22 protein-coding genes and 1 pseudogene are annotated in these 23,428 nt (G+C 61.8%); 14 read left to right on the top strand and 9 right to left on the bottom strand.

Features of this window, described 5'->3' with window-relative positions; all coding sequences use genetic code 11:
- Nucleotides 1-39: 39 nt before the first annotated feature.
- Entirely contained in the window at nucleotides 40-705 is a 666-nt protein-coding gene (locus J4G38_RS04745) for a DUF4159 domain-containing protein (protein WP_210515048.1), read from the bottom strand.
- Between the two features lie 178 nt (nucleotides 706-883).
- Between J4G38_RS04745 and J4G38_RS04740 the strand changes: the two are divergent.
- The 3 genes and pseudogenes from J4G38_RS04740 to J4G38_RS04730 form a co-directional block, all read left to right on the top strand.
- Nucleotides 884-1,174 (top strand): annotated as a pseudogene (locus J4G38_RS04740) (Crp/Fnr family transcriptional regulator); the annotation flags it as partial.
- A 139-nt stretch (nucleotides 1,175-1,313) separates the two neighbouring features.
- The gene (locus J4G38_RS04735) at nucleotides 1,314-1,475 is read left to right on the top strand and encodes a cyclic nucleotide-binding domain-containing protein (protein ID WP_226163163.1); all 162 of its coding nucleotides are present in this window, start codon (nucleotides 1,314-1,316) and stop codon (nucleotides 1,473-1,475) included.
- 194 nt (nucleotides 1,476-1,669) lie between these two features.
- Nucleotides 1,670-2,455, top strand: a complete 786-nt coding sequence (locus tag J4G38_RS04730; RefSeq protein ID WP_210515051.1) for an alpha/beta hydrolase — start codon at nucleotides 1,670-1,672, stop codon at nucleotides 2,453-2,455.
- A 35-nt stretch (nucleotides 2,456-2,490) separates the two neighbouring features.
- On the opposite strand, the gene J4G38_RS04725 is transcribed toward J4G38_RS04730, so the two are convergent.
- Both J4G38_RS04725 and J4G38_RS04720 read right to left on the bottom strand, forming a co-directional pair.
- The gene (locus J4G38_RS04725; RefSeq protein ID WP_210515055.1) at nucleotides 2,491-2,877 is read right to left on the bottom strand and encodes a response regulator; all 387 of its coding nucleotides are present in this window, start codon (nucleotides 2,875-2,877) and stop codon (nucleotides 2,491-2,493) included.
- Nucleotides 2,878-2,882: 5 nt separating this feature from the next.
- Nucleotides 2,883-5,114: a sensor histidine kinase gene (locus J4G38_RS04720; protein ID WP_226163149.1), complete on the bottom strand. Its 2,232-nt coding sequence runs from the start codon at nucleotides 5,112-5,114 to the stop codon at nucleotides 2,883-2,885.
- A 232-nt stretch (nucleotides 5,115-5,346) separates the two neighbouring features.
- Here J4G38_RS04720 and J4G38_RS28895 point away from each other — a divergent pair, with 232 nt between their 5' ends.
- The 5 genes from J4G38_RS28895 (at nucleotide 5,347) to J4G38_RS04695 (ending at nucleotide 8,655) form a co-directional block, all read left to right on the top strand.
- The gene (locus tag J4G38_RS28895) at nucleotides 5,347-6,135 is read left to right on the top strand and encodes a sensor histidine kinase (protein WP_317198179.1); all 789 of its coding nucleotides are present in this window, start codon (nucleotides 5,347-5,349) and stop codon (nucleotides 6,133-6,135) included.
- Nucleotides 6,135-6,734, top strand: coding sequence for a WD40/YVTN/BNR-like repeat-containing protein (locus J4G38_RS04710; protein ID WP_210515060.1), 600 nt, complete (start codon nucleotides 6,135-6,137; stop codon nucleotides 6,732-6,734). The genes J4G38_RS28895 and J4G38_RS04710 overlap by 1 nt, the downstream gene beginning before the upstream one ends.
- A 173-nt stretch (nucleotides 6,735-6,907) precedes the next feature.
- Complete coding sequence (locus tag J4G38_RS04705; protein WP_210515063.1) at nucleotides 6,908-7,774, top strand: cation diffusion facilitator family transporter; 867 nt, start codon at nucleotides 6,908-6,910, stop codon at nucleotides 7,772-7,774.
- 160 nt (nucleotides 7,775-7,934) lie between these two features.
- Nucleotides 7,935-8,267 carry an IS1 family transposase gene (locus J4G38_RS04700; protein ID WP_210515066.1) on the top strand — a complete coding sequence of 111 codons (333 nt, stop codon included), beginning with the start codon at nucleotides 7,935-7,937 and terminating at the stop codon, nucleotides 8,265-8,267.
- A 1-nt stretch (nucleotide 8,268) separates the two neighbouring features.
- Nucleotides 8,269-8,655 carry an IS1 family transposase gene (locus J4G38_RS04695; RefSeq protein ID WP_210515069.1) on the top strand — a complete coding sequence of 129 codons (387 nt, stop codon included), beginning with the start codon at nucleotides 8,269-8,271 and terminating at the stop codon, nucleotides 8,653-8,655.
- Between the two features lie 456 nt (nucleotides 8,656-9,111).
- Here J4G38_RS04695 and J4G38_RS04690 read toward each other — a convergent pair whose 3' ends face one another.
- From J4G38_RS04690 to J4G38_RS04680, 3 genes are all read right to left on the bottom strand, one after another.
- Entirely contained in the window at nucleotides 9,112-10,464 is a 1,353-nt protein-coding gene (locus J4G38_RS04690) for a 4Fe-4S binding protein (protein ID WP_210515072.1), read from the bottom strand.
- 79 nt (nucleotides 10,465-10,543) lie between these two features.
- A complete protein-coding gene (locus J4G38_RS04685) occupies nucleotides 10,544-10,765 on the bottom strand; it encodes a hypothetical protein (RefSeq protein ID WP_210515075.1) in 222 nt (73 codons plus the stop codon).
- An 11-nt stretch (nucleotides 10,766-10,776) separates the two neighbouring features.
- Nucleotides 10,777-12,123: an NAD(P)/FAD-dependent oxidoreductase gene (locus J4G38_RS04680; protein WP_210515076.1), complete on the bottom strand. Its 1,347-nt coding sequence runs from the start codon at nucleotides 12,121-12,123 to the stop codon at nucleotides 10,777-10,779.
- 310 nt (nucleotides 12,124-12,433) lie between these two features.
- Here J4G38_RS04680 and J4G38_RS04675 point away from each other — a divergent pair, with 310 nt between their 5' ends.
- The 3 genes from J4G38_RS04675 (at nucleotide 12,434) to J4G38_RS04665 (ending at nucleotide 14,480) form a co-directional block, all read left to right on the top strand.
- Nucleotides 12,434-12,874: a hypothetical protein gene (locus J4G38_RS04675; RefSeq protein WP_210515079.1), complete on the top strand. Its 441-nt coding sequence runs from the start codon at nucleotides 12,434-12,436 to the stop codon at nucleotides 12,872-12,874.
- Between the two features lie 123 nt (nucleotides 12,875-12,997).
- Nucleotides 12,998-13,438 carry a hypothetical protein gene (locus tag J4G38_RS04670; RefSeq protein WP_210515081.1) on the top strand — a complete coding sequence of 147 codons (441 nt, stop codon included), beginning with the start codon at nucleotides 12,998-13,000 and terminating at the stop codon, nucleotides 13,436-13,438.
- Nucleotides 13,439-13,745: 307 nt separating this feature from the next.
- Complete coding sequence (locus tag J4G38_RS04665) at nucleotides 13,746-14,480, top strand: carboxypeptidase-like regulatory domain-containing protein (protein ID WP_210515084.1); 735 nt, start codon at nucleotides 13,746-13,748, stop codon at nucleotides 14,478-14,480.
- A 96-nt stretch (nucleotides 14,481-14,576) separates the two neighbouring features.
- On the opposite strand, the gene J4G38_RS04660 is transcribed toward J4G38_RS04665, so the two are convergent.
- From J4G38_RS04660 to J4G38_RS04645, 3 genes are all read right to left on the bottom strand, one after another.
- Nucleotides 14,577-16,052, bottom strand: a complete 1,476-nt coding sequence (locus tag J4G38_RS04660; RefSeq protein ID WP_210515087.1) for an APC family permease — start codon at nucleotides 16,050-16,052, stop codon at nucleotides 14,577-14,579.
- Nucleotides 16,053-16,134: 82 nt separating this feature from the next.
- Entirely contained in the window at nucleotides 16,135-16,674 is a 540-nt protein-coding gene (locus J4G38_RS04655) for a hypothetical protein (protein ID WP_210515090.1), read from the bottom strand.
- Between the two features lie 1,022 nt (nucleotides 16,675-17,696).
- Nucleotides 17,697-18,290, bottom strand: a complete 594-nt coding sequence (locus J4G38_RS04645) for a hypothetical protein (RefSeq protein ID WP_210515093.1) — start codon at nucleotides 18,288-18,290, stop codon at nucleotides 17,697-17,699.
- A gap of 187 nt (nucleotides 18,291-18,477) precedes the next feature.
- On the opposite strand from J4G38_RS04645, the gene J4G38_RS04640 reads away from it, so the two are divergent.
- From J4G38_RS04640 to J4G38_RS04630, 3 genes are all read left to right on the top strand, one after another.
- The gene (locus J4G38_RS04640) at nucleotides 18,478-21,246 is read left to right on the top strand and encodes a hypothetical protein (RefSeq protein ID WP_210515095.1); all 2,769 of its coding nucleotides are present in this window, start codon (nucleotides 18,478-18,480) and stop codon (nucleotides 21,244-21,246) included.
- Nucleotides 21,247-21,278: 32 nt separating this feature from the next.
- Complete coding sequence (locus tag J4G38_RS04635; protein WP_210515098.1) at nucleotides 21,279-22,316, top strand: AAA family ATPase; 1,038 nt, start codon at nucleotides 21,279-21,281, stop codon at nucleotides 22,314-22,316.
- Between the two features lie 207 nt (nucleotides 22,317-22,523).
- Complete coding sequence (locus tag J4G38_RS04630; RefSeq protein WP_210515102.1) at nucleotides 22,524-22,925, top strand: hypothetical protein; 402 nt, start codon at nucleotides 22,524-22,526, stop codon at nucleotides 22,923-22,925.
- The last annotated feature ends 503 nt before the right edge of the window (nucleotides 22,926-23,428 follow it).

Below are 23,428 nucleotides of genomic sequence, written 5' to 3'. Positions count from 1 at the left end.
TCATTCCTCATTCCTCATTCTTCATTAAGCCGAAGGCGCTCAATCCTGGGTCAGGGCGTAGCTTACCAGGTTGGCGCCCATGCGCAGGGCGGCGTCGTGAATGGCGGGCGAGTCTTCGGGGTAGGTGCCCACATCTTCCCAGCCGTTGCCAAGGTCGCATTCGTAGCTGTAGAAACACACGAGCCGGCCTTTGTATACCAGGCCGAAGCCCTGGGCGCGCTTGCCGTCGTGCTCGTGCACTTTGGGCAGGCCCCGCGGAAACTGGTATTTCTGGTGGTAAACCGGGTGGGAGTAGGGCAGTTCCACGAACTCAAGCTCCGGAAATACCTTCTTCATCTCGGGGCGAATAAATTTATCGAGCCCGTAATTATCGTCGATGTGCAGGAAGCCGCCGCCGGTGAGGTACTGGCGCAGGTTTTTGGCTTCGGCGGCGGTGAAGCTCACGTTGCCGTGCCCGGTCATGTGCACGAACGGGTAGGTGAGGAGTTCCGGCGCGTCAAGCTCCACGGTGGCCTCGTCGGGCGCGATGTTGGTTTTCAGCGTCTGGTTGCAGAAGCTGATGAGGTTGGGGAGCGAGGTTTTATTGGCATACCAGTCGCCGCCGCCGCCGTAGTGCAGCTTGGCAATGCGGAAGCTGGGCGCGGCCGGGCCGGCGGCGGCGAGCGAGAACAGGAGGGTGGCGGTGAGCAGCAGGTATTTGAACATAGACAACGACGGCAGGCCGGGCCAGCCAGTTTTGTAAAGTAACGGCCGAACGGGAAAGTTCACGAACTGCCCACGGGGGCGGCTGGCGAAACCACCGCCTACATGGGCCGCGAAACACGCGGGCAGTTGCTTCGCACACAGGTATTTTTACCAGCAGTAGCAACCGGCCCCCGTGGATATGTCGCAAGATAAACTAACCCATTTCCTGCAAAGCAGGGGGATTATCAATTCGCAGCAAGCAGCGGAAACTGCCAGCCAGTTCACCCGCAAAAGCGTTGTCCGGCACGACTTTCTGTTGCGTGAAGGCAAGGTGTGCGACGAGTATTTCTTCTTGGATAACGGGTTGCTGCGGGCGTTTGCCTGCAACCCGGCCGGCAACGACGTCACCACCGGGTTTTACAGAGCCGGGGAAATCGTGTTCGAAGTATCGTCCTTCTTTACCCGCGTCCCCTCGCAGGAAAACATTCAGGCGCTGACGAACTGCGACGGCTGGTTCATTACGTTTGCGCAGCTCAATGCCTTGTTCCACGCCCGGACCGAATTCGGGGAGTTTGGGCGGTTGGTGCTGGTGGCAGGGGTTTGCCGCCCCCAAAGGGCGAATGCTGGGCATGATAACGGCATCGGCCACGGAGCGGTACGAACAGCTTCTGAAAACCACGCCCGAAATCATGCTGCACGCCCCGGTGAAGTACGTGGCCTCGTACCTGGGCGTAACAGATACGTCGTTGAGCCGGATACGAGCGGGGGCCAAAGGCGCGGCCCACGGGTGATTTCTAGACAGGTAGCCACCTTGGCCGCTTGGGGCCTTTGCGTGGCCATTATGCAACGAACAACAGCGCGGCGACTACGGCCGGCCCTAGAAATTTTATTAGCTTATATATAGTTTATTTTATAAAATAGCGGCCTGAAAATTAATGCGTGCGCTGACATTAAAACACATGTAACCACCTTTCTGCAAACCCCTATGAAAACAATCACGACCAAAAATGTAGTTTTTGTGACCGGCGCTTTTGTGAGCAACAACTGCTGGGATGCCTGGAAAACGTATTTCGAGAGCCGGGGCTACACGACCATCGCCCCGGCCTGGCCGTTCAAGGACGGCACTGCGGCGGAGCTGCGGGCCCGGCAGCCCCACGACACCGACCTCGCCGAGCTTACCCTGAGCGAGGTGGTGGACCACTACGCCGGGATTGTGCAGGGATTTCCGGAAAAGCCCATCGTCATCGGGCATTCGCTGGGCGGGCTCATGACGCAACTTATTGTCAACCGCGACCTGGCCGCTGCCGGGGTGGCCATTCACTCGGTGCCCACGCTGGGGGTGTTTCCGTACGAGTTTTCGTTCCTGAAAGCGGGCTGGAAATCCCTGGGGCTCTTTACATCACAGGATGAAACGTACCTGATGTCCTTTGAAGACTGGCAGTATGCTTTCGTGAATGACATGCCGCTGGAAGTGCAGCAGGCGGCGTACGACAAATACACCATTCCGGAGTCGAAAACCGTGGCCCGGGGCGGCCTGAGCAGCGCGGCGGAAGTGGATTACGAGAAGCCGCACGCCCCGCTTTTGCTCACTTCCGGCAGCATCGATAACATCATTCCGGCGCACCTCAATCATCGGAATTTTGAGAAATACGAAAAAACGGACTCGGTCTTGGACTACAAGGAATTCGAAGGCCGCAACCACTTTGTGTTGGGCCAGCCCACCTGGCAGGAAGACGCGGATTATATCATTAATTGGCTGGAAAAGCTGTGAATGAGGCCGGTTTATAAAGCCTGCCCGGTGCTTGCTTAGCCATTGCTCAGGGGGAGTAGCTTTTGCTTTAGCAGCGCAAAATCGATGGGTTTCACCAGGAAGTCGGCGGCGCCGAGCTGCATGGCCTTGGCGTAGCTGTTTTCGTCGCCGTAGGCCGTAATCATCATCACGGCGGGCGGCGGATTGGGGTGGTCCACCTTGATGTTGCGGAGTAATTCCAGGCCGCTCATGCCCGGCATGTTGATGTCGGAGAGAATCAGCACAACTTCGGAATAATGCTTTTCCTGCGTCAGATAGGAGAGGGCTTCCTCGCCCGAAAAGGCAAAGGTGAACGAGAACAGGCCCTCGCGGATTTCGCGCCGGAAGCGCTGCTCAAACAGGAAGCGCACGTCGGCCTCGTCGTCGACCACCAGAATTTTCATTAGACTTAGACAGAGTAGGTTAGGGCCTGATATTTTTCGTCGTTCACGGGCAGGCTCACCGTGAATTCCGTGTACGCGCCTTCCTGGGTGTTCACCGTGATGGTGCCGTTGTGGCCTTTGGTCACGATGTCGTAGCTCAGCGAGAGGCCCAGGCCGGTGCCTTCGCCCGCCGGCTTGGTGGTGAAGAACGGTTGAAATATCTTTTGGCGCACCGAATCGGGCATGCCCATGCCGTTGTCTTTCACCCGAATGGCTACCTGCCCATAGATGGCGTGCTGGGTGCTGACGCAGACTTCGGGGCGGTAGCCAGCCTGCCCGAGCTGCTGCCGCTGCTGCACGGCATACAGGGCGTTGTTGAACAGGTTGAGCAGCACCCGCCCAATTTCCTGGGGCACTATTTCTACCGACCCCAGGCGCGGGTCGAGGTTGGTGGTGAGGGTGGCGTTGAAGCTTTTGTCTTTGGCGCGCAGGCCGTGGTAGGCCAGGCGCAGGTACTCGTCGGCCAGGGCGTTGAGGTCGGTGGGGCGGCGCTCGCCGGAGTTGGTGCGGGAGTGCTCCAGCATGCCTTTCACGATGCTGTCGGCGCGCTGGCCGTGGAAGCTAATCCTGCCCAGGTCCTGCGCCAGCTCGTTCACCAGGTCCTCGGCGCCGTGTTTCGGCGGCCCGCTCAGGGCGCGCAGGGGGCCTTCTTTTAGCTCGGTGAGCAGCTCCACGGCCACGTCGGCAAAATTGTTGACGAAGTTGAGCGGGTTCTGAATCTCGTGGGCGATGCCCGCCATCAGCTCGCCCAGCGACGCCATTTTTTCCTTCTGGATGAGCTGTTCCTGCGTGGCCTGCAAGTTGGTGAGGGTGCGTTGCAGCGCGGCCGTGCGCTGCTGCACCAACTGTTCGAGGGTTTCGTTTTGCTGGGCCAGGAGCTGTTGCTTTTCCTGCTGCTGGGCCAGGGTCTGGGTCGAGAGCCGGCGCACCTGGGCCAGCTTGATGGCCAGCAGCCGGCTATCGAGCGCGAAGCGACGGGTCAGAAACAGTGAAATGGCCAGTACCGGACTCAGAAAGGCCGGAAAGGTGAGCAGCGTATGCACCGGAATGGAGAGAACTTCCAGCTGCAGCAGCTTGGGATGAAACTTGATGATGAACCCAAACACCAGCAGCAGGGCCAGCGCAATGCCGAACCCGGTGGCAATGATGCCTGCTGCCCGCTTGGTTTGGCGGAGCGCGGCCAGGGTCAGGCGCAGCTGCTCGGCCGTCACCAGCACCATGAATATCACCGTGGGGTACCAGCTCAGCTGGTGAACAAAGGTGAGCTGCACCAGGCTGACGATATTGGCCGCCCAGAGCCCGTAGTACACCGCGCCCACCCGCACATGAAACAAGCTGTAGAGGGCGCGCACGGCCAGCACGCTGCCGGTGTGCAGGCAGACATACGAAAGGATGTCGACGCCCAGCCGCAGGTCGAGCCGATGAACTTCGTCCAGGAATCCCGTGCAGCAAAAGCTGCAGGCTTCCAGCAGCGTATACAGGGCAAAATAGCTGTTGGCCCGCTGGGCCGAGTTGTAGAAATAAAACGCCAGGTGCAGCAGGCTAATCAGCAGAAATGCGCCAAACAGCAGCATATCCGACGTTTTGTAGGTGGCCTCGTGCTCGAAGCGGAGGGCCAGCTGGGGCAGCCCGTCCAGGTGGGCCTCGAAAAAAAACGGCACAAAGAACTCGTTGAAGGCCAGGAAGGGCGGCCAGCTGGCCACGCGCACCGCCAGCACCTGCTCGCCCGCCGCATCGGTAATGGGCAGTTCAATGGGCTCGCCGTCGGGCCAGTACGGCCGCACTTGCGCGGGGGCCGCGCTCACGGTGCCGTAGCGCCGCAGCAGCCGCCCGTTGAAATACACCTCCGAGGCCGCGTATTGGAAAATCCCGAGCGCCAGGGCTTGGTGCCGCAGCTCCGGCCCCACCCGGAAGCGCAGCCGCAGCCAGCCAATGCCGGCCCGCTGCACCTGAGGCAGCTGTTGCGGGTTCAGCACCGGGTTGATGGGCTGCCACTGCCGGTCGTCGGTTTCGGGGCGGGCCCAGGCGGCGTTATCGCCCGCGTGAAAGGTCCAGCCGCTGTCCAGCACGAGGCCGGTGGCGGGCATGTTGCGCAGCGTGAGCGCCGCCTGGGGGGCGGGCCGCGCCGCCGCCATCCGCACGGCGCCAACCAGCAGCAGGAGGTAGAACAGCGGTTTTATCGGCGGTGGGTACGGCATCGCATTTCTATCGCGGTAACGGGCAGCACCCGGTACCAGTGGCTAGGTCGAGTCGGGAATGGGTGACGGTCAGGGTGTTCAAGTGCTGGGCTGGTGTAGTGAAAGGGCGGGAGCGTGGTTGCCATCAGGGCTTGCCCGCGCATTTCCGGGGCCAAAAAACAGAAATTAAGTATATATTGAATGCAATGTTAACATAAGCGGAATAATTTTAATATAATTACCGGTACTCGCCTTGCCAGCCCGCATCGTGCCCATGCTGTTCTTTCGCAATCTCTGGAAAACTGTGGTGCTGTTTGGGTTGAATGTGGCCGCCTACTTTGCCGTGCGCTACGTCATGACGGTTTTCAAGCCGTTTCTCTACATGCCCAACAGCCAGTATTTCTACAACGCCAACGTGCTGCTGTTTTTCATGACGCTGTTTGTGGTCGTGTATTATTTCCGCTCGGAGAATTTCCGTCAGGAACGGCTGTTGACCCGGCAAAACGAGTCGCTGGCTGATTCGCTGGAGCACCTGCAAAACACCCAAACCCAGCTGGTGCAGCAGGAGAAGCTGGCCTCGCTGGGTGCCGTGACGGCCGGCATTGCCCACGAAATCCAGAACCCCCTGGACTTTGTCGACAACTTTGCCAAGGTAGGCCTGGAACTGGTGCAGGAGCTGCGCGAAGGCCTCGCCCACGAGGCGCTGTCAGAGCACGGCAAGCAAACCCTGACGCATTTGCTCGATGACCTGGCCCAGACCCAACAAAAGGTGAACGAGCACGCCGACCGCGCCGGCAGCATCGTGAAAAGCATACTGCCGCACTCGCGCGCCAGCAGCGGCGAACGGCAGCCCCCTCAACCCAACCCCCGACCAGCTCCTGCTGCAACTGCTCTTTACCAGCGCCACCGTGGGCTACGCCGTAGGAGGGGCGACTTCGTGCGGCGGCGCCGGCTGTGCCCCCGTCGGCGGGCTGGTTCTCAAAACAACGGACGGCGGCACCACCTGGACGAGCGTGCTGCAACTGGGGCCGTAGTAGTGTAGTGTCCTCGGTGGCCGCTAATGGCCAGGGCGACGTGTTCATCCTCGTCAAAGGGACCGATGCGCAGGTCCTGAAAAGCTCCGATGCCGGCAGCAACCGGACGCTAGCCGGCCGCGCGGCTTACACCCTGAACAAAATCGCGTTTGACCACGCGGCCGGCTATTGCATCGGGCACAATGGCAAAACCTTCCGCAGCACCGACAACGGCAGCACCTGGGCCGATGCGGCCACCCTGAATGCGTATTACCTGAACGAGCTGGCCTTTTGGGGCGGCACCGGCTATTGCGTGGCCAACTACCTCACCATCTACCAAACCACGGACAACGGCGTGACCTGGAGGTTCGTCCGCCAATCTGATTTTACTTCCCTGAGCGTGCAGCCGCTCACGGCCACCAGCGCCGTCGTATTCGGGGCGGGTCGGCACAGTGGCGGCGATTATGGCACCTACGACGGTTCCTTTAAGCAAACCACCACGGCTGGCGCCACCTGGACGGAAACCGAGCTGACGAACACAGCCAGCATTCAATTCGCGAGCTTTTACTCGGCCACCGACGGGTCCGCCGTGGCCGGCCAGTCGCTCATTCGAGTGCATGTAAAGTGAAAAAACAGGCGAGCCGTTCCTGAAGCTCCAACGCACGACGCGCCGCAACGTTTAGGATGTGAACGGAAGATAAAGCGGGTGGTGGCGAGGCCGGCCGTATAGCTAGTGCCGGGCTGGTTCCCGTAATGCTACCACCACCAGGCCCGGCGCGCTTGATTTTTCTCCCCACATCCATGACAACCGAGGAAACCGCAGTAAAAGCCACCTATTTCAGCATCATCGGCAATACCAGCCTGGCCCTGATTAAGGGCGTTGCCGGCTATTTCGGAAATTCGTATGCCCTGGTGGCCGATGCCATCGAGTCAACGACCGATATTTTTGCCTCGTTCCTGGTTCTATTTGGCATCAGGTACGCCAGCCGACCGGCCGACAAAAACCACCCCTACGGCCACGGCCGCATCGAGCCGCTGATAACGTTCCTGGTGGTGGGCTTCCTCATAACCTCGGCCACGATTATTGCCTACGAAAGCATCCAGAATATCGGCACGCCGCACGCGCTGCCCAAAGCCTGGACCTTGATTGTGCTGGGCGGTATCATCATCTGGAAAGAAATTTCCTTCCGAATCGTCATGAAGAAAAGCGTGGAAACGAACAGCTCCTCGCTCAAAGCCGATGCCTGGCACCACCGCAGCGATGCCATTACGTCGGTGGCCGCGTTCATTGGCATTTCTATTGCCCTCGTTTTTGGCAAAGGCTACGAAACCGCCGACGACTGGGCCGCGCTGTTTGCCTCCGGCTTTATTCTTTACAACAGCTATTTGATTTTCCGGCCCGCCCTGGGCGAAATAATGGACGAGCACGTTTACGACGATTTGGTGGGTGAAATCCGGCAAGTCGCCCTGCGGGTGGACGGCGTGCTGGACACCGAAAAATGCTTTATCCGCAAAGCCGGTATGCAATACCACGTCGACCTGCACGCCAAAGTGGGAGGCGATATCAGCGTGCGGCAAGGGCACGAAATTGCGCACCACTTAAAGGATGCGCTGCATCGTGAATTACCACAATTAGGGAATATCTTAATTCACGTTGAGCCAAACTGATAAAAAGTAATTAGTCTGGCGCTCAACTACCCGGCAGAAGCTCCCGAATGCCCCTGATTTCATAGTGTTGAGTAGTGACGTATTTAAAAATTGGGGATGAGCAAAAAGCTTAAAAAAAGTGGCGGTGGTCTATAATGGGGTGAACGGCGGATAGCGGTTTATGATTTATACGCAGCACTTCTGTGCCAAATGCGGCAGCGGCCAGGTTCGGCGCAATGGCAGTAAAAACGGCCCGCCCAAGTATCAGTGTACGGCGTGCCGCTACCAGGGCCTGTGCGAGCCGGCGGCGGCGCGCACGGCGGCGCAATACGCGCAGGTGGACGCCCTGCTGAGCGAACGCACTTCCCACCGCAGCATTGCCCGCCTGACGGGTGTGGCGCGGCTGACGATTGCCCAGCGGATAAAAAAAAGCGGCGCCTCCCTCGCCGCCCCTGCCCCCGAGGCGCTCGGCGAAGGCCCAGCGCAAACGCTGGGAAGCGCGCGCACTCGCTGAGTTGTGGCGCTTCGTCGGCCGCCGCAAGCGCAAAGGGTGGCTGTGGCTCGTGGTCGAACGGGCCCGGCGGCGCATCGTGGGCTGGACGCTGGGCAGCCGGGGCGAAGCGCCTTTGCGCCGCCTGTGGCAATCCTTGCCCGCGCATTACCGCCGCCATTGTTGGTTCTTTACGGACCAGCGGAAAGCCTATGCCAAGGTGGTGCCCCGCTGGCAGCACCGGCCCTGCCCCACAGGCGAGGGGCAGACCAGCATCGTCGAGGCCATCAATTGTTCCTTGCGTCAGCGGTGCGGCGTGCTGGTGCGCAAGTCCTGTTCCTTTAGCAAGTCCTTGAGCATGCACATCGCCCGAATTAAAATCGTGATTGAGCATTACAACCTCACCCTCTAATAGACCACTGCCCGAAAATTACTTGGCGATGCTTCATTTTGCCTGCGCTCGGATTACGTGGTACAATTGTCTTTTTGGGTGAAGCTCAAAGCCTATTCGGTTAGGCCCTAAGTGGGACAATGCCTGGCCCGAGCTTCTGGGCAGGTCAATGAGCCAGTTTTGGAATCGAGGTGGTATCCCGACACAATTTAGTAGATGGATGAAAAAACAAAACGTCGTAATCATCGAGCCCCGATGCAGTAGTCCAGGCGTTTGACCCTGTGGCGAGCAAACTGGTGGTGGCGCTGTACATACCGGGCCTGACGCTGCTTGGCGGCATCCGAGTGACACATGAACTAAAAAAAAGCGCCCAACCAAGGCTCGCCAGTAGTTTGGTAGAAAGTGAAATCATGAAGATTTTGACTCACTAGTTTGAGTTGGAACGCCTCAAAAATATCATTCGAGTAGCACTAATTATCAGCTCAATATCCGCAGCGAATCCGCGTGAATCAGCTGCGAAGCCTGATATCGCCCTTCGCGCGGTCCGTTCTCCAGGTTGAGCACGCCGCGTGGGCAGGCGGTGCTGCACATGCCGCAGCCCACGCACGAGGCCCGGATGATGGGCGCGCCGCGCTGGGCGTACTGCTGCACGTCGATGCCCATTTCGCACACGTTGGAGCAGTTGCCGCAGGAGATGCACTGCGCGCCGTTGGTGCTGATGCGGAAGCGGGAAAAGTGCTTTTGCAACAATCCCAGATAAGCGGCCATGGGGCAGCCGAAGCGGCACCACACGCGGGCGCCCATCAGCGGGTAGAAACCCACGCCGATTACGCCCGAAAACACCGAGCCGATGGCAAAGCCGTACCACTTGGCCGCCACGTTGCCGGCCTCGCCGAGCAAGGTGCTGTGCATTGCAAAATTCACCCAGAGCAAGGCCGTAATGGCCACAATTGCAACCAAAACCGTGTAGATAATGCCCACTTCCCAGCGCCAGGCGGCGCGGCTTTTGTCGGCGAGGTGGCGGTAGGGGTCGCCGGCGGTTTCGGCCAGGCCGCCGCAGCCGCACACCCACGAGCAGTACCAGCGCTTGCCAAAAAAGTAGGTGAGCACCGGCGTGGCCAGCAGCGACATTGCCGCCCCCCAAAACACCATGAATACGCCCAACCCGCCGTTTTGCACCAGCGAGGTGACGGTGCCGGGAAACAGATAATCGTACTTCAGCGGCCAGAAATAGGTGAAATAAAACTCCGGCTGCTGGAAGAATTGCAGCAGCCCCGGCAGCAGAAAGGCAAACCCCAATTGGAAGAACATCACCGAGGCGGTGCGGATGAGCTGGTAGCGCGAGTGGCGGTATTTCCACAGGGCGCGGGCCCCCATCAGCAGCACGGCCAGCGTATAGAACGTGCCATAGAGAAACCATTGGTCGGCGGGCCGGGCCCGCAGGGTTTGGCTGAAGCCGTCGAGGGCATGCACCAGGTTGTTGAGCGGGCCGAAGTGGCCGTGGCCATCGTCGCCGCTGTACCAATAAAGCACCACGTAAAAGCCCGTGAGCACCAGCCCGGTAACCCAGGCTACGGCGCCGCGCCCTGTGCTGGCCCGCAGCCACAGGTTGTTCTGCTGCACGCCGGCCGGGGCCGTTCCAAATTTCAGCCAGCTCCAAGCCAGCGTGCCCCCGCTAACGAGGCCGAGCGCCAGGTAAAACCAGGTTTTTTGGCGGGTCGCGTCAGCATCGGCCAGCGCCAGGAGCAGGGCCAGCAGGCCCCCGGCCACCACGGCCAGCGTAAGCTTTTCGGCAGGCGAAGAGGCGGGTAGAAGCGGGGCGGTGGCCATTCAGTTATGGAGCAATGAGTTGTTGTAAATAAACAATAGCCGCAATTGCTCGCGGATAACTGTTCCCTGTCAACTGTCTTCAATGATGGTGATGCTCATCCGGCTTGCCAAACAAATTGATGAGGGTGCCGATGAGGTAAAAGGCCGTCCAACATACGTAAAGCCAGTTGAACCCCGCCGGGGTGCGCCCCACGAAGAAGTGCAGAATGAGATGGGCCCCCGCGCTCATCAGCAGGCCGGTGAGGGCGATGAACTGAAAGCTGTTGAGGGCCGAGGGCCGGTAAAGTTTGGAGAAATCCACGGGGAATCAGGTTAAGTTGAAGGCGACCAGTGCCGGGCAAATAATCCCTTGCGCTGCTTCAGCACCACCAGTTGCTGAGGAAACTGCCGGTTGAAGGCGGCCACCATCGCCTTTTCGTGCTGCGGAAAAAACTCAGGGTCAAAATTAGCCGCGCCCAGCTGCGCCATCACCGTGGGCACCGGCGTCTGCGCCCGCAGCCACTGCTCGCACATGGCCTGGCGCAGGCGCAGCCCCAGGGCGTTGAACCCGACCACGGCGTGCGGCGCGGCTGCCCGAAAATAGACGCGCAGCGCCGCCCGGCCTGACGGATGTTCCCAATAAAAACTATCCAGGCCGGCCGTAGGGCCCGCCGGGGCCCGGCCATAGGTCTGGTATTCGAGGTTGAAGAATTTGGCCGAATTGAACCAGATGCCGCGCCGGTAAGGCGTGGGCTGCCCGCAAATGGTGTGGGCCACGGTTTCGCCCTGCAACCGCCCGGTGTACCACAGCTGCTCAATAGGTACCTCGCCGGCGGCGGGCTCGCGGTGCTGGGCGCAGTCGCCGGCCGCAAAAACGTTGGCCACGCTGGTGCGCAGGTGCGCATCGACGAGGATGCCCCGGTCGGTTTCAATGGTCGAGGTGTTGGCCAGCGTCAGGTTGGGCGTTACGCCGGTGGCGAGGCCCACCCATTGGCAGGCAATTTCTTCGCCGGCCGTCGTTACTACGGCTCGCACCCGGCCCAGACCATCGCCCAGAATCTCACGCAATTCGGTGTTGTAGCGCACCGGTACGTGGTTTTTCTGAAACTGCTGGTCCACCAGGTTGGCTTCTTCGGGTGGCAGCACTGAGGCCCAGTAGTGCGCGTCGCGCACCAGCACCACGGGCTCGATGCCACGGGTGTGCAGCATCTCGGCCAATTCCACGCCAATGAGGCCGCCGCCTACCACCACGCCCCGGCTGATGCCGCTGGTGTCGCGGGTCATGGCCGCCAGGTCGGGCAGGTTGTAGAGGCCCTGCACGCCGGCCAGGTGCTGGCCCGGCCAGCCATAAAGCTTGCTTTCGGAGCCGGTGGCGAGCAAAAGATTGTCGTACGTCAGGGTGGTGCCGTTATCCAGGGTGAGCAGGTTTTCGGCGGTGCTGAGGGCGGTGGCGGTGGCGTGCACCAGGCCCAGCCGGTTTTCATCCCAAAACCAGTCCTCGTAAGGTTTGATGTCCTGGGGGCGCAGGTGGCCCATGTACACATACATCAGCGCGGTGCGCGAGTAATGGTGCGCGCTTTCGCTCGAAACCAGGGTAATGCGGGCATCCGGCCGCAGCCGCCGCACGGCCAGCGCGCACGTCACCCCGGTAATGCCATTGCCGATAATAACCAGATGCATGGGTCAGTGTACTGAAAGCTACTTGTCAAATGTAGGCGGGACCCGCCAACCGGGCCACAACGGCACGGGCCCCACTGTGGAAGATAACATGTTGATAAACCCGGCAAAAGCGAGTTGAGGCCCGGCTAAAAGATTTTTTTGTCAGACTATTTTTGGGAATATGATTTTTGGGAATAGTATTTCCACGCAATCAATAAACTTTGGCCGGTTTGCCGGTGAACCGAAATGGGAATCGGTAAAAACCCCGAATCCGAGCATGCAGCGGCCTAGTAGTTTCTACATCCTGAACCAATTATAACCCGCTTCTGACATGAAATCTCTGCTGACTTTTGGAAAACCCTGGGCTGTTGCATTGCTGTTTGGCCTGCTCTGCGGTGGGCCGGCCCTGGCTTCGGGCGACAACTCTATTACCGCCGCGTCCCTCACGGCGCAGACCACGAAGTTCCTGCAGGAGTTTGTGAACAAAGAAGGGAAAGTGAACTACGCGGGCATTCAGCGCGATTCCGACGCGCTGGGCCGCTTGCTGACCAATATTGCCGAGTTCAACGTGGCCAAGGCCGAGATGGCCGACCAGTGCGCGTTTTATCTGAATGCGTACAACACCAGTGGCGAAGCCGGCGTGCTGTACGTGAATCAGTTTCGGAAAGAAAACCGCGTGCCAACCTGGTATTCGGTGGAGTGTTACCCCTACAGCTGGAGCCTGAACGACCAGCAGCAGCCCGAAACCGGCATTGCAGAAGTGACGAAATAACGCTGTTGAAAGGCCGTGGAAACGCAAAAGCCGGGGCCTGCCAGCAGCCGCGGCTTTCGCGTAACGGAAAGCCGGGGCCTGCGTAAGTCTACTCAAGCATTCCTTCACCTAATTCCCCAGCCCATGATTCCTGACACTATTTCCGGCGACGGTACCAATCCCAGCGAAGGCGAAAACGCCGATATTACGGAAAACAAGAAATTCCCGAAAAACGAAGAGCTGGAAAAGGAAAAGGAGTACCAGCAGGACCAGAGCAACAACAAAGCCAGCAACGACCCCACCGCAGCCCGCAACACCGGTGCCAACGGCTACACCCAGCGCGACAACCAGAAAGACCAGCTCGACAACCTGCACATCGGCGGTTCCGAAACCAGCCCCCAGGGCGGCAACGACCACGACAACGTCGGCGAGCAGGCCCAGGGCCCTGGCTTTGAGGCCGAAGGCAGCTACGAGCTGGACCAAAACCTGCGCACGCGCGACCAGAATTTTGGCGATAAAGCCCCCAGTGGCCCCGTCAGGCCCGTTGGCGACGCTGGCGACGGCGAAACCAGCAGCGACGAATAAGCCGCCGCGCAACCCAAATTGGAATAAGCCACCGCGAAGCGGGACCGGGGTTCGATGCACGACGCATCGGGGCCCGGTCCCGCTTTTTGCGTGGCCAGCCGGCAGGCCAGGCGTATCAGGCTTACAGCCAGCGGGTAGCGGATGCAGGGCCACGCAGGTGGCGATACCTACCAAAAAATTTAACGGAGCGGATATATAACGCCGCAAAAGCTTAACTTGCGGGGACATTTTGGACGGGTGGCTTTACTAGTCAATTCCGTTTCAACTGCTTTCCCACATCTCATTTTTTAACTACTTTTTCGAAACGATGAATCCAGAAAATCTACCCAAGCCTGATAACGAGCAGTACGACCCCAACCTGGAGGCCCAGGACGAGGAAGTTGCCTCAGGAGGCAATAACCGGTTGATGTACATCCTGGTAGCGGTGGTACTGGTGCTGGTATTTGGCTACGTGGCCTTGCCCAAAGGCAGCGGCAGCGGACTCGCATCCGCCACGCCATCGTTCATGCTCGATGATGCGGCCGTGACCGGTACAACCCCTACCGGTGCCGATAGCATCGCCGCCGGGCTGAAGGCTGTCCCCGCCGCCGCCACCGAGGAAACCGTTTCAAAAGCTCCGAAATCGATTGCAAAGGACGCCTCCACTGCTCCGAAAATGGTAAGCACCCTGGCCACTGCGCCGGCTACCGCAGCAGTGGCGGCCCCCGCACCTGCCCCAACGGCGGCGCCGGAGCCGGCCCCAGCGGCGGCCCCGGTGGCGGCACCTGAGCCCGCGGCCCCGGCCAACGTCACGATGTCGGGCAAGATTGAGGACGAAAACGGCCGGCCGCTGGTAGGCGCTACCGTGCTCTTGAAAGGCAGCAGCAAAGGCACCAGCACCGATGCCAACGGCAACTATACCATGGAAGTGCCGGGCGGGAACGATAACACCCTGATTTATGGCTACGGGGGCTACGAAGACGAAATCGTGCGCAGCAGCGGTGCCAAACCCATGAACGTGACCCTGACGCCCCGCGCCAAAACCGGCCGCAAGCGCCGGTAGATTTTCCCGTTTGAAACCACCAAAAAGGCCCGGACTTTCAGCTGAAAGTCCGGGCCTTTTTGGTGGGGGAAAATCCGGTTGCCTTGCGCGGCGCACTTAGGCGGCAGTACCCCCAAACCGCCGCCCAAACAGGAAATATACCGGCAGCCCCAGTGCCACCAGGCCCAGGCCGCGGCGAGAGAATTCGGCGGTATCGGGGGCAATGAGCAGGATGATGCAGAAAGTGCTGGCCAGCAGCACGTAGAGGCCCGGCAGCACCGGGTAGCCCCAGGCGCGATAGGGGCGGGGCGCTTCGGGCCGGGTGCGGCGCAACACGAAAATGCCGATGATGGTGACGACGTAGAACAGTATCACCGCGAACATCACGTAGTTCAGCAGCTGGCCGTAGGAACCGCTGAGGCAGAGCAGGCAGGCCCACAGGCACTGGGCCCACAGGGCGCGGCCGGGCACGCCGGCTACGTTCAGGCGGGCCAGGCCGGGGAAGAACAGGCCGTCTTTGGCCATCGCATAATACGCTCGGGAGCCGCTGAGAATGATACCGTTATTAGCCCCGAAAGTGCTGAGCATGATGAGCACGGCCATAACGTAGGCCCCGGCTTTGCCCAGCACCGATTCGGCGACGGCCGTGGCCACGCGGTCGTCGGTGGCGTATTGGATGCCGCGGCCGGCTACGGTGGCGGCATCCGGCGAGCCGTGCAGGGGCAGCACCAGCAGGTACACCACGTTGATGAGGATGTAGAGGGCCGTGACAATGGCCGTGCCGATGGCCATGCTGCGCACCAGCGTCCGCTCCGGGTTCTGAATTTCTTCGCCCGCAAAGCCGATGTTGTTCCACGAATCGGACGAAAACAGCGAGCCGGTCATGGCCATGCCGATGGCGATGAGCAGGCCGCTGCCGCTGATGGGCAGCTCCAGCGCGCTCACGCCGGGGGCCGGGTAGCGGGTGGCGGTCCAGAGGTCGTGGAAATTGGCCGCAATGGCGTCGTGGTTCAGCCCGAGGGCCACGCCGAACACGATGAGCAGGCCCAGCGCAATGAGCTTGGTGCTGCCCAGCACGTTCTGAATGAGCTTGCCGGTGCGCACGCCCTGAGCATTAAGGGCCGTGATGCCGATGATGAGCACAATGGCCAGCAGCTGCACGGTGCTGAACTCAAAAGAGTCAGCCTTAAACAGCGCATTTTTTACGCTGAAATACGGAATGAGGACCCCGGTGAACTTGGCGAAGGCCACGGCCACGGCCGCGATTACGCCGGTTTGGATGACGAGAAACAGCGTCCAGCCGTACAGGAAGGCCGTGAGCCGCCCAAAAGCTTCGCGCAGGTACACGTACTGGCCACCCACTTTGGGAAACATGCTGGCCAACTCGCCGTAGCTGATGGCCCCGGCCATGGTGATGAAACCGGTGAGCAGCCACACCACCAGCAGCCAGCCCGCGCTGCCCACCTGCCGGGCAATATCGGCCGAGACGATGAAGATGCCCGAGCCAATCATGCTGCCGGTGACGAGCATGATGGCATCGAAAAGATTGATGGCGCGCTTAAAATGCGGCTGGTCGGGTTGCGGTTCGGTCATAAGAAAGCAAAGATTTTTGCCAAAGAAAACGAAAAGGCCCGCTGTAGAAGGCGGGCCTGGCTTTTGGAGGGATTAAAAACACTTAAAACTCGCTCCGGTCGTACCAGCTGCGCATGCGCCAGGGGTCGTTGCGGTTCTTGCGCACCAGCACCAGGCGGGCTGTGCCGGAGCCTGAAAACCGCTCGTCGTCGCGCTGCTCGATGGTGAGCAGGAAGGAGCGCTCCACGTTGGCCAGCGTATCGGAGGAAAGGGTATCGGAGCTGGGCAGGTACTGCGTCCACTGCAAATTGGTGGAACGGGCGGCCCGAAACAGGCGGTAAGTGGTGTTGGCGTCCACGTCGCGGGTCCAGGAGCGGTCCACGTTGGCGGCAAAGTCGTGGTAGGTGAAGCGAAACCTGGGGTGCAGCAGCTGGCCGTAGAGCGTGGAGTCGCGCAGCTGATAGGCAGCCCGGAACCGGTCGAAAAAGCCCCGAACGTAAATGGGATTGCCCAGCAGGGCGTTCTGGTCGGCGGGCACTTCATCAAGGGCCGGCGCGAAGGGATTGCAGGCGGGCACCAGCAGCAGCAGCAGGATGCCGGCGAGCAACACAACTGGAAACGACGGGCGCGGCGGCAATTTCATGAGGCGAAATATACGCTACACTGAATGAGGAATGCGGAATTAATAATGAGGAATTTGCAAACCGTTTGAAAGGCTCAAAATTCCGCATTCCGCATTCCGCATTCCGCATTCCGCATTCCGCATTCCGCATTCCGCATTCCGCATTCCGCATTCCGCATTCCGCATTCCGCATTCCGCATTCCGCATTCCGCATTCCGCATTCCGCATTCCGCATTCCGCATTCCGCATTCCGCATTCCGCATTCCGCATTCCGCATTCCGCATTCCGCATTCCGCATTCCGCATTCCGCATTCCGCATTCCGCATTCCGCATTCCGCATTCCGCATTCCGCATTCCGCATTCCGCATTCCGCATTCCGCATTCCGCATTCCGCATTCCGCATTCCGCATTCCGCATTCCGCATTCCGCATTCCGCATTCCGCATTCCGCATTCCGCATTCCGCATTCCGCATTCCGCATTCCGCATTCCGCATTCCGCATTCCGCATTCCGCATTCCGCATTCCGCATTCCGCATTCCGCATTCCGCATTCCGCATTCCGCATTCCGCATTCCGCATTCCGCATTCCGCATTCCGCATTCCGCATTCCGCATTCCGCATTCCGCATTCCGCATTCCGCATTCCGCATTCCGCATTCCGCATTCCGCATTCCGCATTCCGCATTCCGCATTCCGCATTCCGCATTCCGCATTCCGCATTCCGCATTCCGCATTCCGCATTCCGCATTCCGCATTCCGCATTCCGCATTCCGCATTCCGCATTCCGCATTCCGCATTCCGCATTCCGCATTCCGCATTCCGCATTCCGCATTCCGCATTCCGCATTCCGCATTCCGCATTCCGCATTCCGCATTCCGCATTCCGCATTCCGCATTCCGCATTCCGCATTCCGCATTCCGCATTCCGCATTCCGCATTCCGCATTCCGCATTCCGCATTCCGCATTCCGCATTCCGCATTCCGCATTCCGCATTCCGCATTCCGCATTCCGCATTCCGCATTCCGCATTCCGCCGTAGGCGCAAGTCAGTGCGAGCTGAAATATTTTTTCAAATCCGTCCAGCACAGGCCGGTGGTGGTGCGTTGGTCGCGCCAGGCGATAATGCGCCACTCGTTATTGCGCCGCCGCAGAATGAGTCGCATGTTGCCGCGCAGAATGCCGGCGTGGAAAGCCGTGTCCTGCTGAGTAACTTTGAGCTGATACAAGGCCGTGACTTCTACCGAATCAGCGGTGTAGAGCTGGTCGCGGCGGTCGGTGAGGGTGAGTGAATTGGTGACGCCGGGGGCCGTGCGGCGGCGCAGGCTGCTGAAATAGGTGGTTTCTTCGGGCACGCTCCAGTTGGCAAACAGGGCGGGCGAGGAGCCGGCGCTGGTGGGGTCGGGCACGAAGCGGTAATCCGGGCCGCTGAGGCTGCGCTCGTAATTCGCCACGTTCAGGTTTTGCACTGCGGTGGTGAAGTTGGCCAGCAAAATATCGATTTGGGTGGGCTGAATCCACTCGCTGGCCGTGGCGGCGGGCTCAGGCTCGCGCAGCTGGAAGCAGGCCGGCAAAGCCAGCAGCGGGAGCAGGGAAAGCCGGAAAACAAAGCCCGCAATGCGGCCCCGAGGCCAGCAAGCCATTATTTTCGCAAGTGTGTTCTGCCAGTGAAGCATGGTTGAGGAGGCGCTTGGTAGCCAGCAGAAAGATACGCCGCCTTTTGGGGGAAGTGTCAGGGCACAGCGGGTTTTTCGGCCGCAAGGGGGGCGGCAGGCAGCGCCAAGCGGCCAAACCCCGTACTTTCGTCGCCCGTCATCCGCTTCCTCTCGCATGTCCCGCAAGCTCCTGGCGTTACTCACCGCGCTGCTGCTACTCCTGGCGCTGGCCACTTACGTGTATTACCGGCGCACCCTGGCCGCGGTGCCCGTGGACCCCTACGCCCTGGTGCCCGACGATGCGGTGCTGGTGCTGAGCACCCACGACCACCCCGCGCTGGTGCGCCACCTGCAGGAAACCGAGCTGTGGGACAACCTCACGGCCGTGCGCTATTTCCAGCAGGCGGCCGGCCACCTGGCCCTGGCCGACAGCCTCGCCGGGGGCAACGCCCGCCGCCGCAACGGCCTGCTCGCGCTGCTGGGCCACAAGCTGGTCATCACCTCCATTCACGTGACCGGGCCGGGCGAGTTCGACGTGCTCTACCAGATTCCCCTGAGCCAGGTGAGCGAGTACCGCCAGGTGCGCAGCCTGCTCGAAACGCTGGGCCGCGACGCCCGCTACCGCCTCACCACCCGCGACTACGAAGGCCAGGAATTCAGCGTGCTCACCGAGCTGCGCAGCGAGAACAGCCTCACCGTGCTCAACTATCGCAACCACCTGCTCGTGAGTGCCAATGCCGGCCTGGTAGAAGCCGTCGTCCGCCGGCTGGCCCACCCCGAAGCGCCCACCGTGCTGGCCGCCTTCGGCTCGACGGATTTGCTGAAGCTGCGCGACATGGACGCCACGCTGCTGGTGAACTACCGCCGCCTGCCGCAGTTCCTGGACGTGTTGTTTCGGCCCGAAGCCCACGGACAGTTCGACCAGCTGGCAGGGTTGGTTTCGCAGGGCTTGTTGGGCGCGAAGCTGGCCGGCAGCCGGGCCCAGCTGCAAGGGTTTTCGAACCCCGAAACTGCCAGGGGTACTTTGCAGCAGCGGTTGCGAGGCCAGCCCGCGCAACCGCTGGGCCTAGCCGGCCTGCTCAGCACGCGCACCGCGCTGCTGCTGCACCTCGCGGCCAACCCCGCCCAGACCTGGCCCCGGCCGGGCCGCCCACTGGTAGATTCGCTGGGCCGCAATGCGGCGCTGGATAGCCTCCGGGCCACTTTTGATGGTGAGATGGCCATTGGCTACCTGGCCACCACCACGGCAGGCGGCCGGCCGGGGCGCCTGGCGTTTGTGCGCTGCCCGGTGCCGGCCCGCACGGCCCGTTGGCTGGCCCGCCTGCGCCGGCTCGACGGCAGCTCGCCGGCCTTCACCAAGGTGGGCTCCTACGAAGTGCACCCGGTGGGCTTCCAGGAAGCGGACGTGCTGGGGCCGCTGCTGGCGCCCGCGCAGCCCCGCGCCGTGGAGGTGCGCGCCGGCGCGGGCGTGCTGGTGGGCAGCTACCTGGTGCTTTCGGATGAACCCACCCTGAGCGGCTACCTGGCCGACGTAGTGGCCGGCCGCACCTGGACCCAGACTCCGGCGCAGGTGTCGTTTTTGCGGGAAACCCTGCCCCGGGCCCGCCTGAGCATTTTCATCGACACGCACAACAGCTGGAACGCCCTGCTCGGGGTGCTCACCGAAGAGCGCCGGGCCGGCCTGCTGCGCAACGAAACCCTGTTCAAGCGCTTCCCCCAGATTGCCCTGCAGCTGGTGCCCGCCGAGAACGAAGCAGCCCCCGAAGCACAATATTTTACCCAGCTGCTGCTGCGCCACCCCGATTTGGGCCCGGCCGTGGCGCAGGCCGGTGGCGCGGCGGCCAATGGCCGGGTCCTGGCCTTCAAACATCCGCTGGTGGGCCTGCCCACGCTGCTGCCGGTGGTGGGCACGCGCATTCCGGCCGTGGTGGTGCAGGACTCGGCCGGCGCGCTGCATTTTGTGAGCGCCGATAACGCGGTGCTGTGGTCCGATACGCTGGCTGGGCCGGCCGTGGGGGCAGGGCTGCTGCCCAGCGGGGGCGGGGTGCCGGGCGGCCTGCTGCTGGGGGCCGGCCACCGCCTGCACCTGCTGGCCAACGATGGCCGGGAAGTGCTGCCCTTTCCCCTCAACCTGCCCGATACCGTGCGCGTGGCCGCGCTGCTGGCCGCGCCCGGTTCCGGTCCCGGCGTGCCCGCCCGCCTTCTGGCCGTGACAGCCGGCAATGCCTTGCTGCTGCTCGATGCCAAGGGCCATTTATTTCCCGGCTGGCAGCCCAAGCGCCTCGATTTTCCGCTGGCGGGCCGGCCGGCCGTTCTCAACGTGAACAGCCGCGACGTGGTGCTGGTGCCCCTGCAAAACGGCTACGTATACGCCTTCGACGGGCAGGGAAACCTGTTTCCCGGCTTCCCGCTGAGCGTGGGCGGGCGGCTGGCCGGCGATGTGCTGGTGCAAACCGGCAGCACCCTGGGCCGCACCCGCTTCACGGTGGTGAACCAGCACGGCGAGCTGGTGAATTTCACGCTGAGCGGCGACATCCTCAGCCGCCGCCGGGTGGCCACCTGGAGCCGCACCGCCCGCTTCCGCCTCGTGCCCGACCCGCGCGGCCGCAGCTTCGTGGTGACCCGCGAAGACGGCAACCAGCTCGATGTGTACCTCCCCACCCAGGCGGCGCCCCTGCTCACCCAGCGCTTCGTGACCTCGGGTGAAAAACCGGTGCAGCTCTTCGATTTCGGCAGTAACCACCGGATTGTGGCCGTCACGGAGTTCGGCCCGGGCCAGGTATTTCTTTACGATGCCGGGGGGCGGCTATTGGGGGGCGCCGCCTTGCCCAGCACCGGCCCCGGCGTTGGCCTGAGCTACGATGCCGGCGCCGATACCTACCAATTCGTACGCACCGTGGGCCGTGAGCTGCGGCGCACCGAGCTTAAAGTTTCGTTGCCCTAAACCAGCACCACGGTGTCGTGCCCACCCCAATTATGACCGCACCCAATTCCACCGGCCTCGTCGTGGGCAAGTTCTGGCCCCCACACCGGGGGCACCAGCTGCTACTCGAAGCCGCCGCGGCCCAGGTGCGGGAGCTGGTGGTGCTGGTGTACGCCAATCCCGATTCGGCCACCCTGCCGGCCGCCGTGCGCGCCCAGTGGCTGCGCGAGCTGTACCGGGGCGACGAGCGGGCCGATGGTCCGCGCATCGGCACTACGCCGCTGCGCATTTTCGCCCTCTCGGCCGGGGCCGACGGCGTGCCGCCCGACGCCGCCGATGACGACACGCAGCGCGAATTTGTGCGGCAGTGGCTGGCCCGGCAGGGCCTTCGCATCGACGTGGTGTTCACCAGCGAAGCCTATGGCCCCGGCTTTGCCGCGCACCTGGGCGTGCCGCACGTAGCCGTTGATGCGGCGCGGGGGCGGGTGCCGGTATCGGGCACTGTGGTGCGTGAAAACCCGGTCGCAGCGGCGCAGTATCTGCATCCTTTGGTGGCCGCGCAGCTGGGCGTGGTGCCGCCCGCGGTGGTGCCCCGCGTCGTATTTCTGGGGGCCGAAAGCAGCGGCAAGTCCACGCTCTGCGAAGCGCTGGCGGCGGCCTGCGGTACCGCGTGGGTGCCGGAATACGGCCGCACGCTGCACGAGCAAAAAAACGGCAATCTCGACTACGAAGACTTGCTCTACATTGCCCGCCGCCACGCCGAGCTGGAGGACGAAGCGGCCGTGCAGGCCCACGGGGTGCTTTTTTGCGATACCAACGCCGCCACCACGGCGCTGTATTCCTACTACTATTTCCACCGCTGCGACCCGGCTTTGCAGGCCATGGCGGCGGTGTGCGGGCAGCGCTACGCCCACACGTTTGTGTGTGCGCCCACCGTGCCGTTCGAGCAGGACGGCTGGCGCGGGCCCGAGGCCTTGCGCAGCTTTCAGCACGGCATGATACTGATGCAGCTGGACTTTTACGGCATCCCCTTCACGCTGGTAGAAGGCACGGTGGCCGAGCGGGTAGCGCAGGTGCGGGCAGTGCTGTAGGGGCGGGGCGGGAGCCGTTGGCCGCACCATTCCACTGGCTATCGGTATATTATATTACTTTGCCAACTGTTCGGCTTAATGGCCGGGTGTTTTTCATTTTACCCCCAACAACTCCTATGGCCCTCAACCCGCCCAACATTCCCGCCAAAATCAAAACCGATGCCCTGGCCAAGCTCAAGGAAGTAGCCGACACTGGCACCGTTTGAGGTGCACCTCACGGATGCCGAGCAAAAAAGCCTGGGCAGCACCGCGATGGGCCGCGAAAGCATCCCCTTTGCCGAGCAGGCCGCGCAGCTGTTTGCCAACTTCCCGCAAATTTTGCCCCGCACCGTGACCGATGAGATGATTGCCGCCTACCCCGGTCAGCTGCAGTCCTTTCGGGATGCCGACGACCTGAGCGTGGCCGCCGCCACCATCGTGGCCCAGCTCAGCGGCAACAAACTCGCGACCGGCAATACCGTGATGGGCATGGCCCGTGGCGGCTACAAAAACGGCCAGGACGACCGCGGCAAGACCCCCGGCGTGAAGCCCATCATCGACGTGATGCGCGAGCGGTTTCCCAACGGCCCCAAGCCCGCCGACGTCCCGACCCCGCCCCCGGCCATGTAATCCGGTGGCAACTGGCCCGGCCCCGGCCGCCCGCGTGGCGACCGGGGCCGTTTTTTGTGCCCGTCCGGCCGTGGTGCGGGCGGCCTGGGTCGTGCTTTACGCGACCCAGGCCGCGTTTTATACAACCCAGGTCGTACTTTCTACGGCCAAGGTCGGGCTTATTGCGGCCGGGGCCGGGCTAGATACGACCCCGGCCGGGTTTGCCGGAGCCTTGGAGAAACATCAGCAGCCCGCTGCGGAGGCGTTTCGGGCCACCGGCAAAACGCCCCCGTGCCGGAGTGGCGCGGGGGCGTTTTTGGGTGAAAGACTACTTCTTATTGACCCCCACTTTCAATGTCCTGCCTGTTCCACTGGGATGTTATACCGCCTTTACCACCACGTCGCGGTGCTCTTTGAGGCCGTCGAAGGCAGCGCTGATGAAAACCTGGTATTTCCTGGCCATAAAACGGGGTAGCAGTGGGCCGGCAAAGTAACGCAAACCGGGGCCGAGCCTTGCGGCCCGG

It is taken from the genome of Hymenobacter terricola (genome assembly GCF_017921975.2).
GTDB lineage: Bacteria > Bacteroidota > Bacteroidia > Cytophagales > Hymenobacteraceae > Hymenobacter > Hymenobacter terricola.
This window is presented reverse-complemented; position numbering and strand designations above follow the sequence as displayed.

What these genes read in the sequence shown, in the direction of transcription:
- J4G38_RS04745 (WP_210515048.1), bottom strand. Translation starts at nt 705, where the DNA reads ATGTTCAAATACCTGCTGCTCACCGCCACCCTCCTGTTCTCGCTCGCC.
- J4G38_RS04735 (WP_226163163.1), top strand. Translation starts at nt 1,314, where the DNA reads ATGATAACGGCATCGGCCACGGAGCGGTACGAACAGCTTCTGAAAACC.
- J4G38_RS04730 (WP_210515051.1), top strand. Translation starts at nt 1,670, where the DNA reads ATGAAAACAATCACGACCAAAAATGTAGTTTTTGTGACCGGCGCTTTT.
- J4G38_RS04725 (WP_210515055.1), bottom strand. Translation starts at nt 2,877, where the DNA reads ATGAAAATTCTGGTGGTCGACGACGAGGCCGACGTGCGCTTCCTGTTT.
- J4G38_RS04720 (WP_226163149.1), bottom strand. Translation starts at nt 5,114, where the DNA reads ATGCCGTACCCACCGCCGATAAAACCGCTGTTCTACCTCCTGCTGCTG.
- J4G38_RS04705 (WP_210515063.1), top strand. Translation starts at nt 6,908, where the DNA reads ATGACAACCGAGGAAACCGCAGTAAAAGCCACCTATTTCAGCATCATC.
- J4G38_RS04700 (WP_210515066.1), top strand. Translation starts at nt 7,935, where the DNA reads ATGATTTATACGCAGCACTTCTGTGCCAAATGCGGCAGCGGCCAGGTT.
- J4G38_RS04690 (WP_210515072.1), bottom strand. Translation starts at nt 10,464, where the DNA reads ATGGCCACCGCCCCGCTTCTACCCGCCTCTTCGCCTGCCGAAAAGCTT.
- J4G38_RS04680 (WP_210515076.1), bottom strand. Translation starts at nt 12,123, where the DNA reads ATGCATCTGGTTATTATCGGCAATGGCATTACCGGGGTGACGTGCGCG.
- J4G38_RS04675 (WP_210515079.1), top strand. Translation starts at nt 12,434, where the DNA reads ATGAAATCTCTGCTGACTTTTGGAAAACCCTGGGCTGTTGCATTGCTG.
- J4G38_RS04670 (WP_210515081.1), top strand. Translation starts at nt 12,998, where the DNA reads ATGATTCCTGACACTATTTCCGGCGACGGTACCAATCCCAGCGAAGGC.
- J4G38_RS04665 (WP_210515084.1), top strand. Translation starts at nt 13,746, where the DNA reads ATGAATCCAGAAAATCTACCCAAGCCTGATAACGAGCAGTACGACCCC.
- J4G38_RS04660 (WP_210515087.1), bottom strand. Translation starts at nt 16,052, where the DNA reads ATGACCGAACCGCAACCCGACCAGCCGCATTTTAAGCGCGCCATCAAT.
- J4G38_RS04655 (WP_210515090.1), bottom strand. Translation starts at nt 16,674, where the DNA reads ATGAAATTGCCGCCGCGCCCGTCGTTTCCAGTTGTGTTGCTCGCCGGC.
- J4G38_RS04645 (WP_210515093.1), bottom strand. Translation starts at nt 18,290, where the DNA reads ATGGCTTGCTGGCCTCGGGGCCGCATTGCGGGCTTTGTTTTCCGGCTT.
- J4G38_RS04640 (WP_210515095.1), top strand. Translation starts at nt 18,478, where the DNA reads ATGTCCCGCAAGCTCCTGGCGTTACTCACCGCGCTGCTGCTACTCCTG.
- J4G38_RS04635 (WP_210515098.1), top strand. Translation starts at nt 21,279, where the DNA reads ATGACCGCACCCAATTCCACCGGCCTCGTCGTGGGCAAGTTCTGGCCC.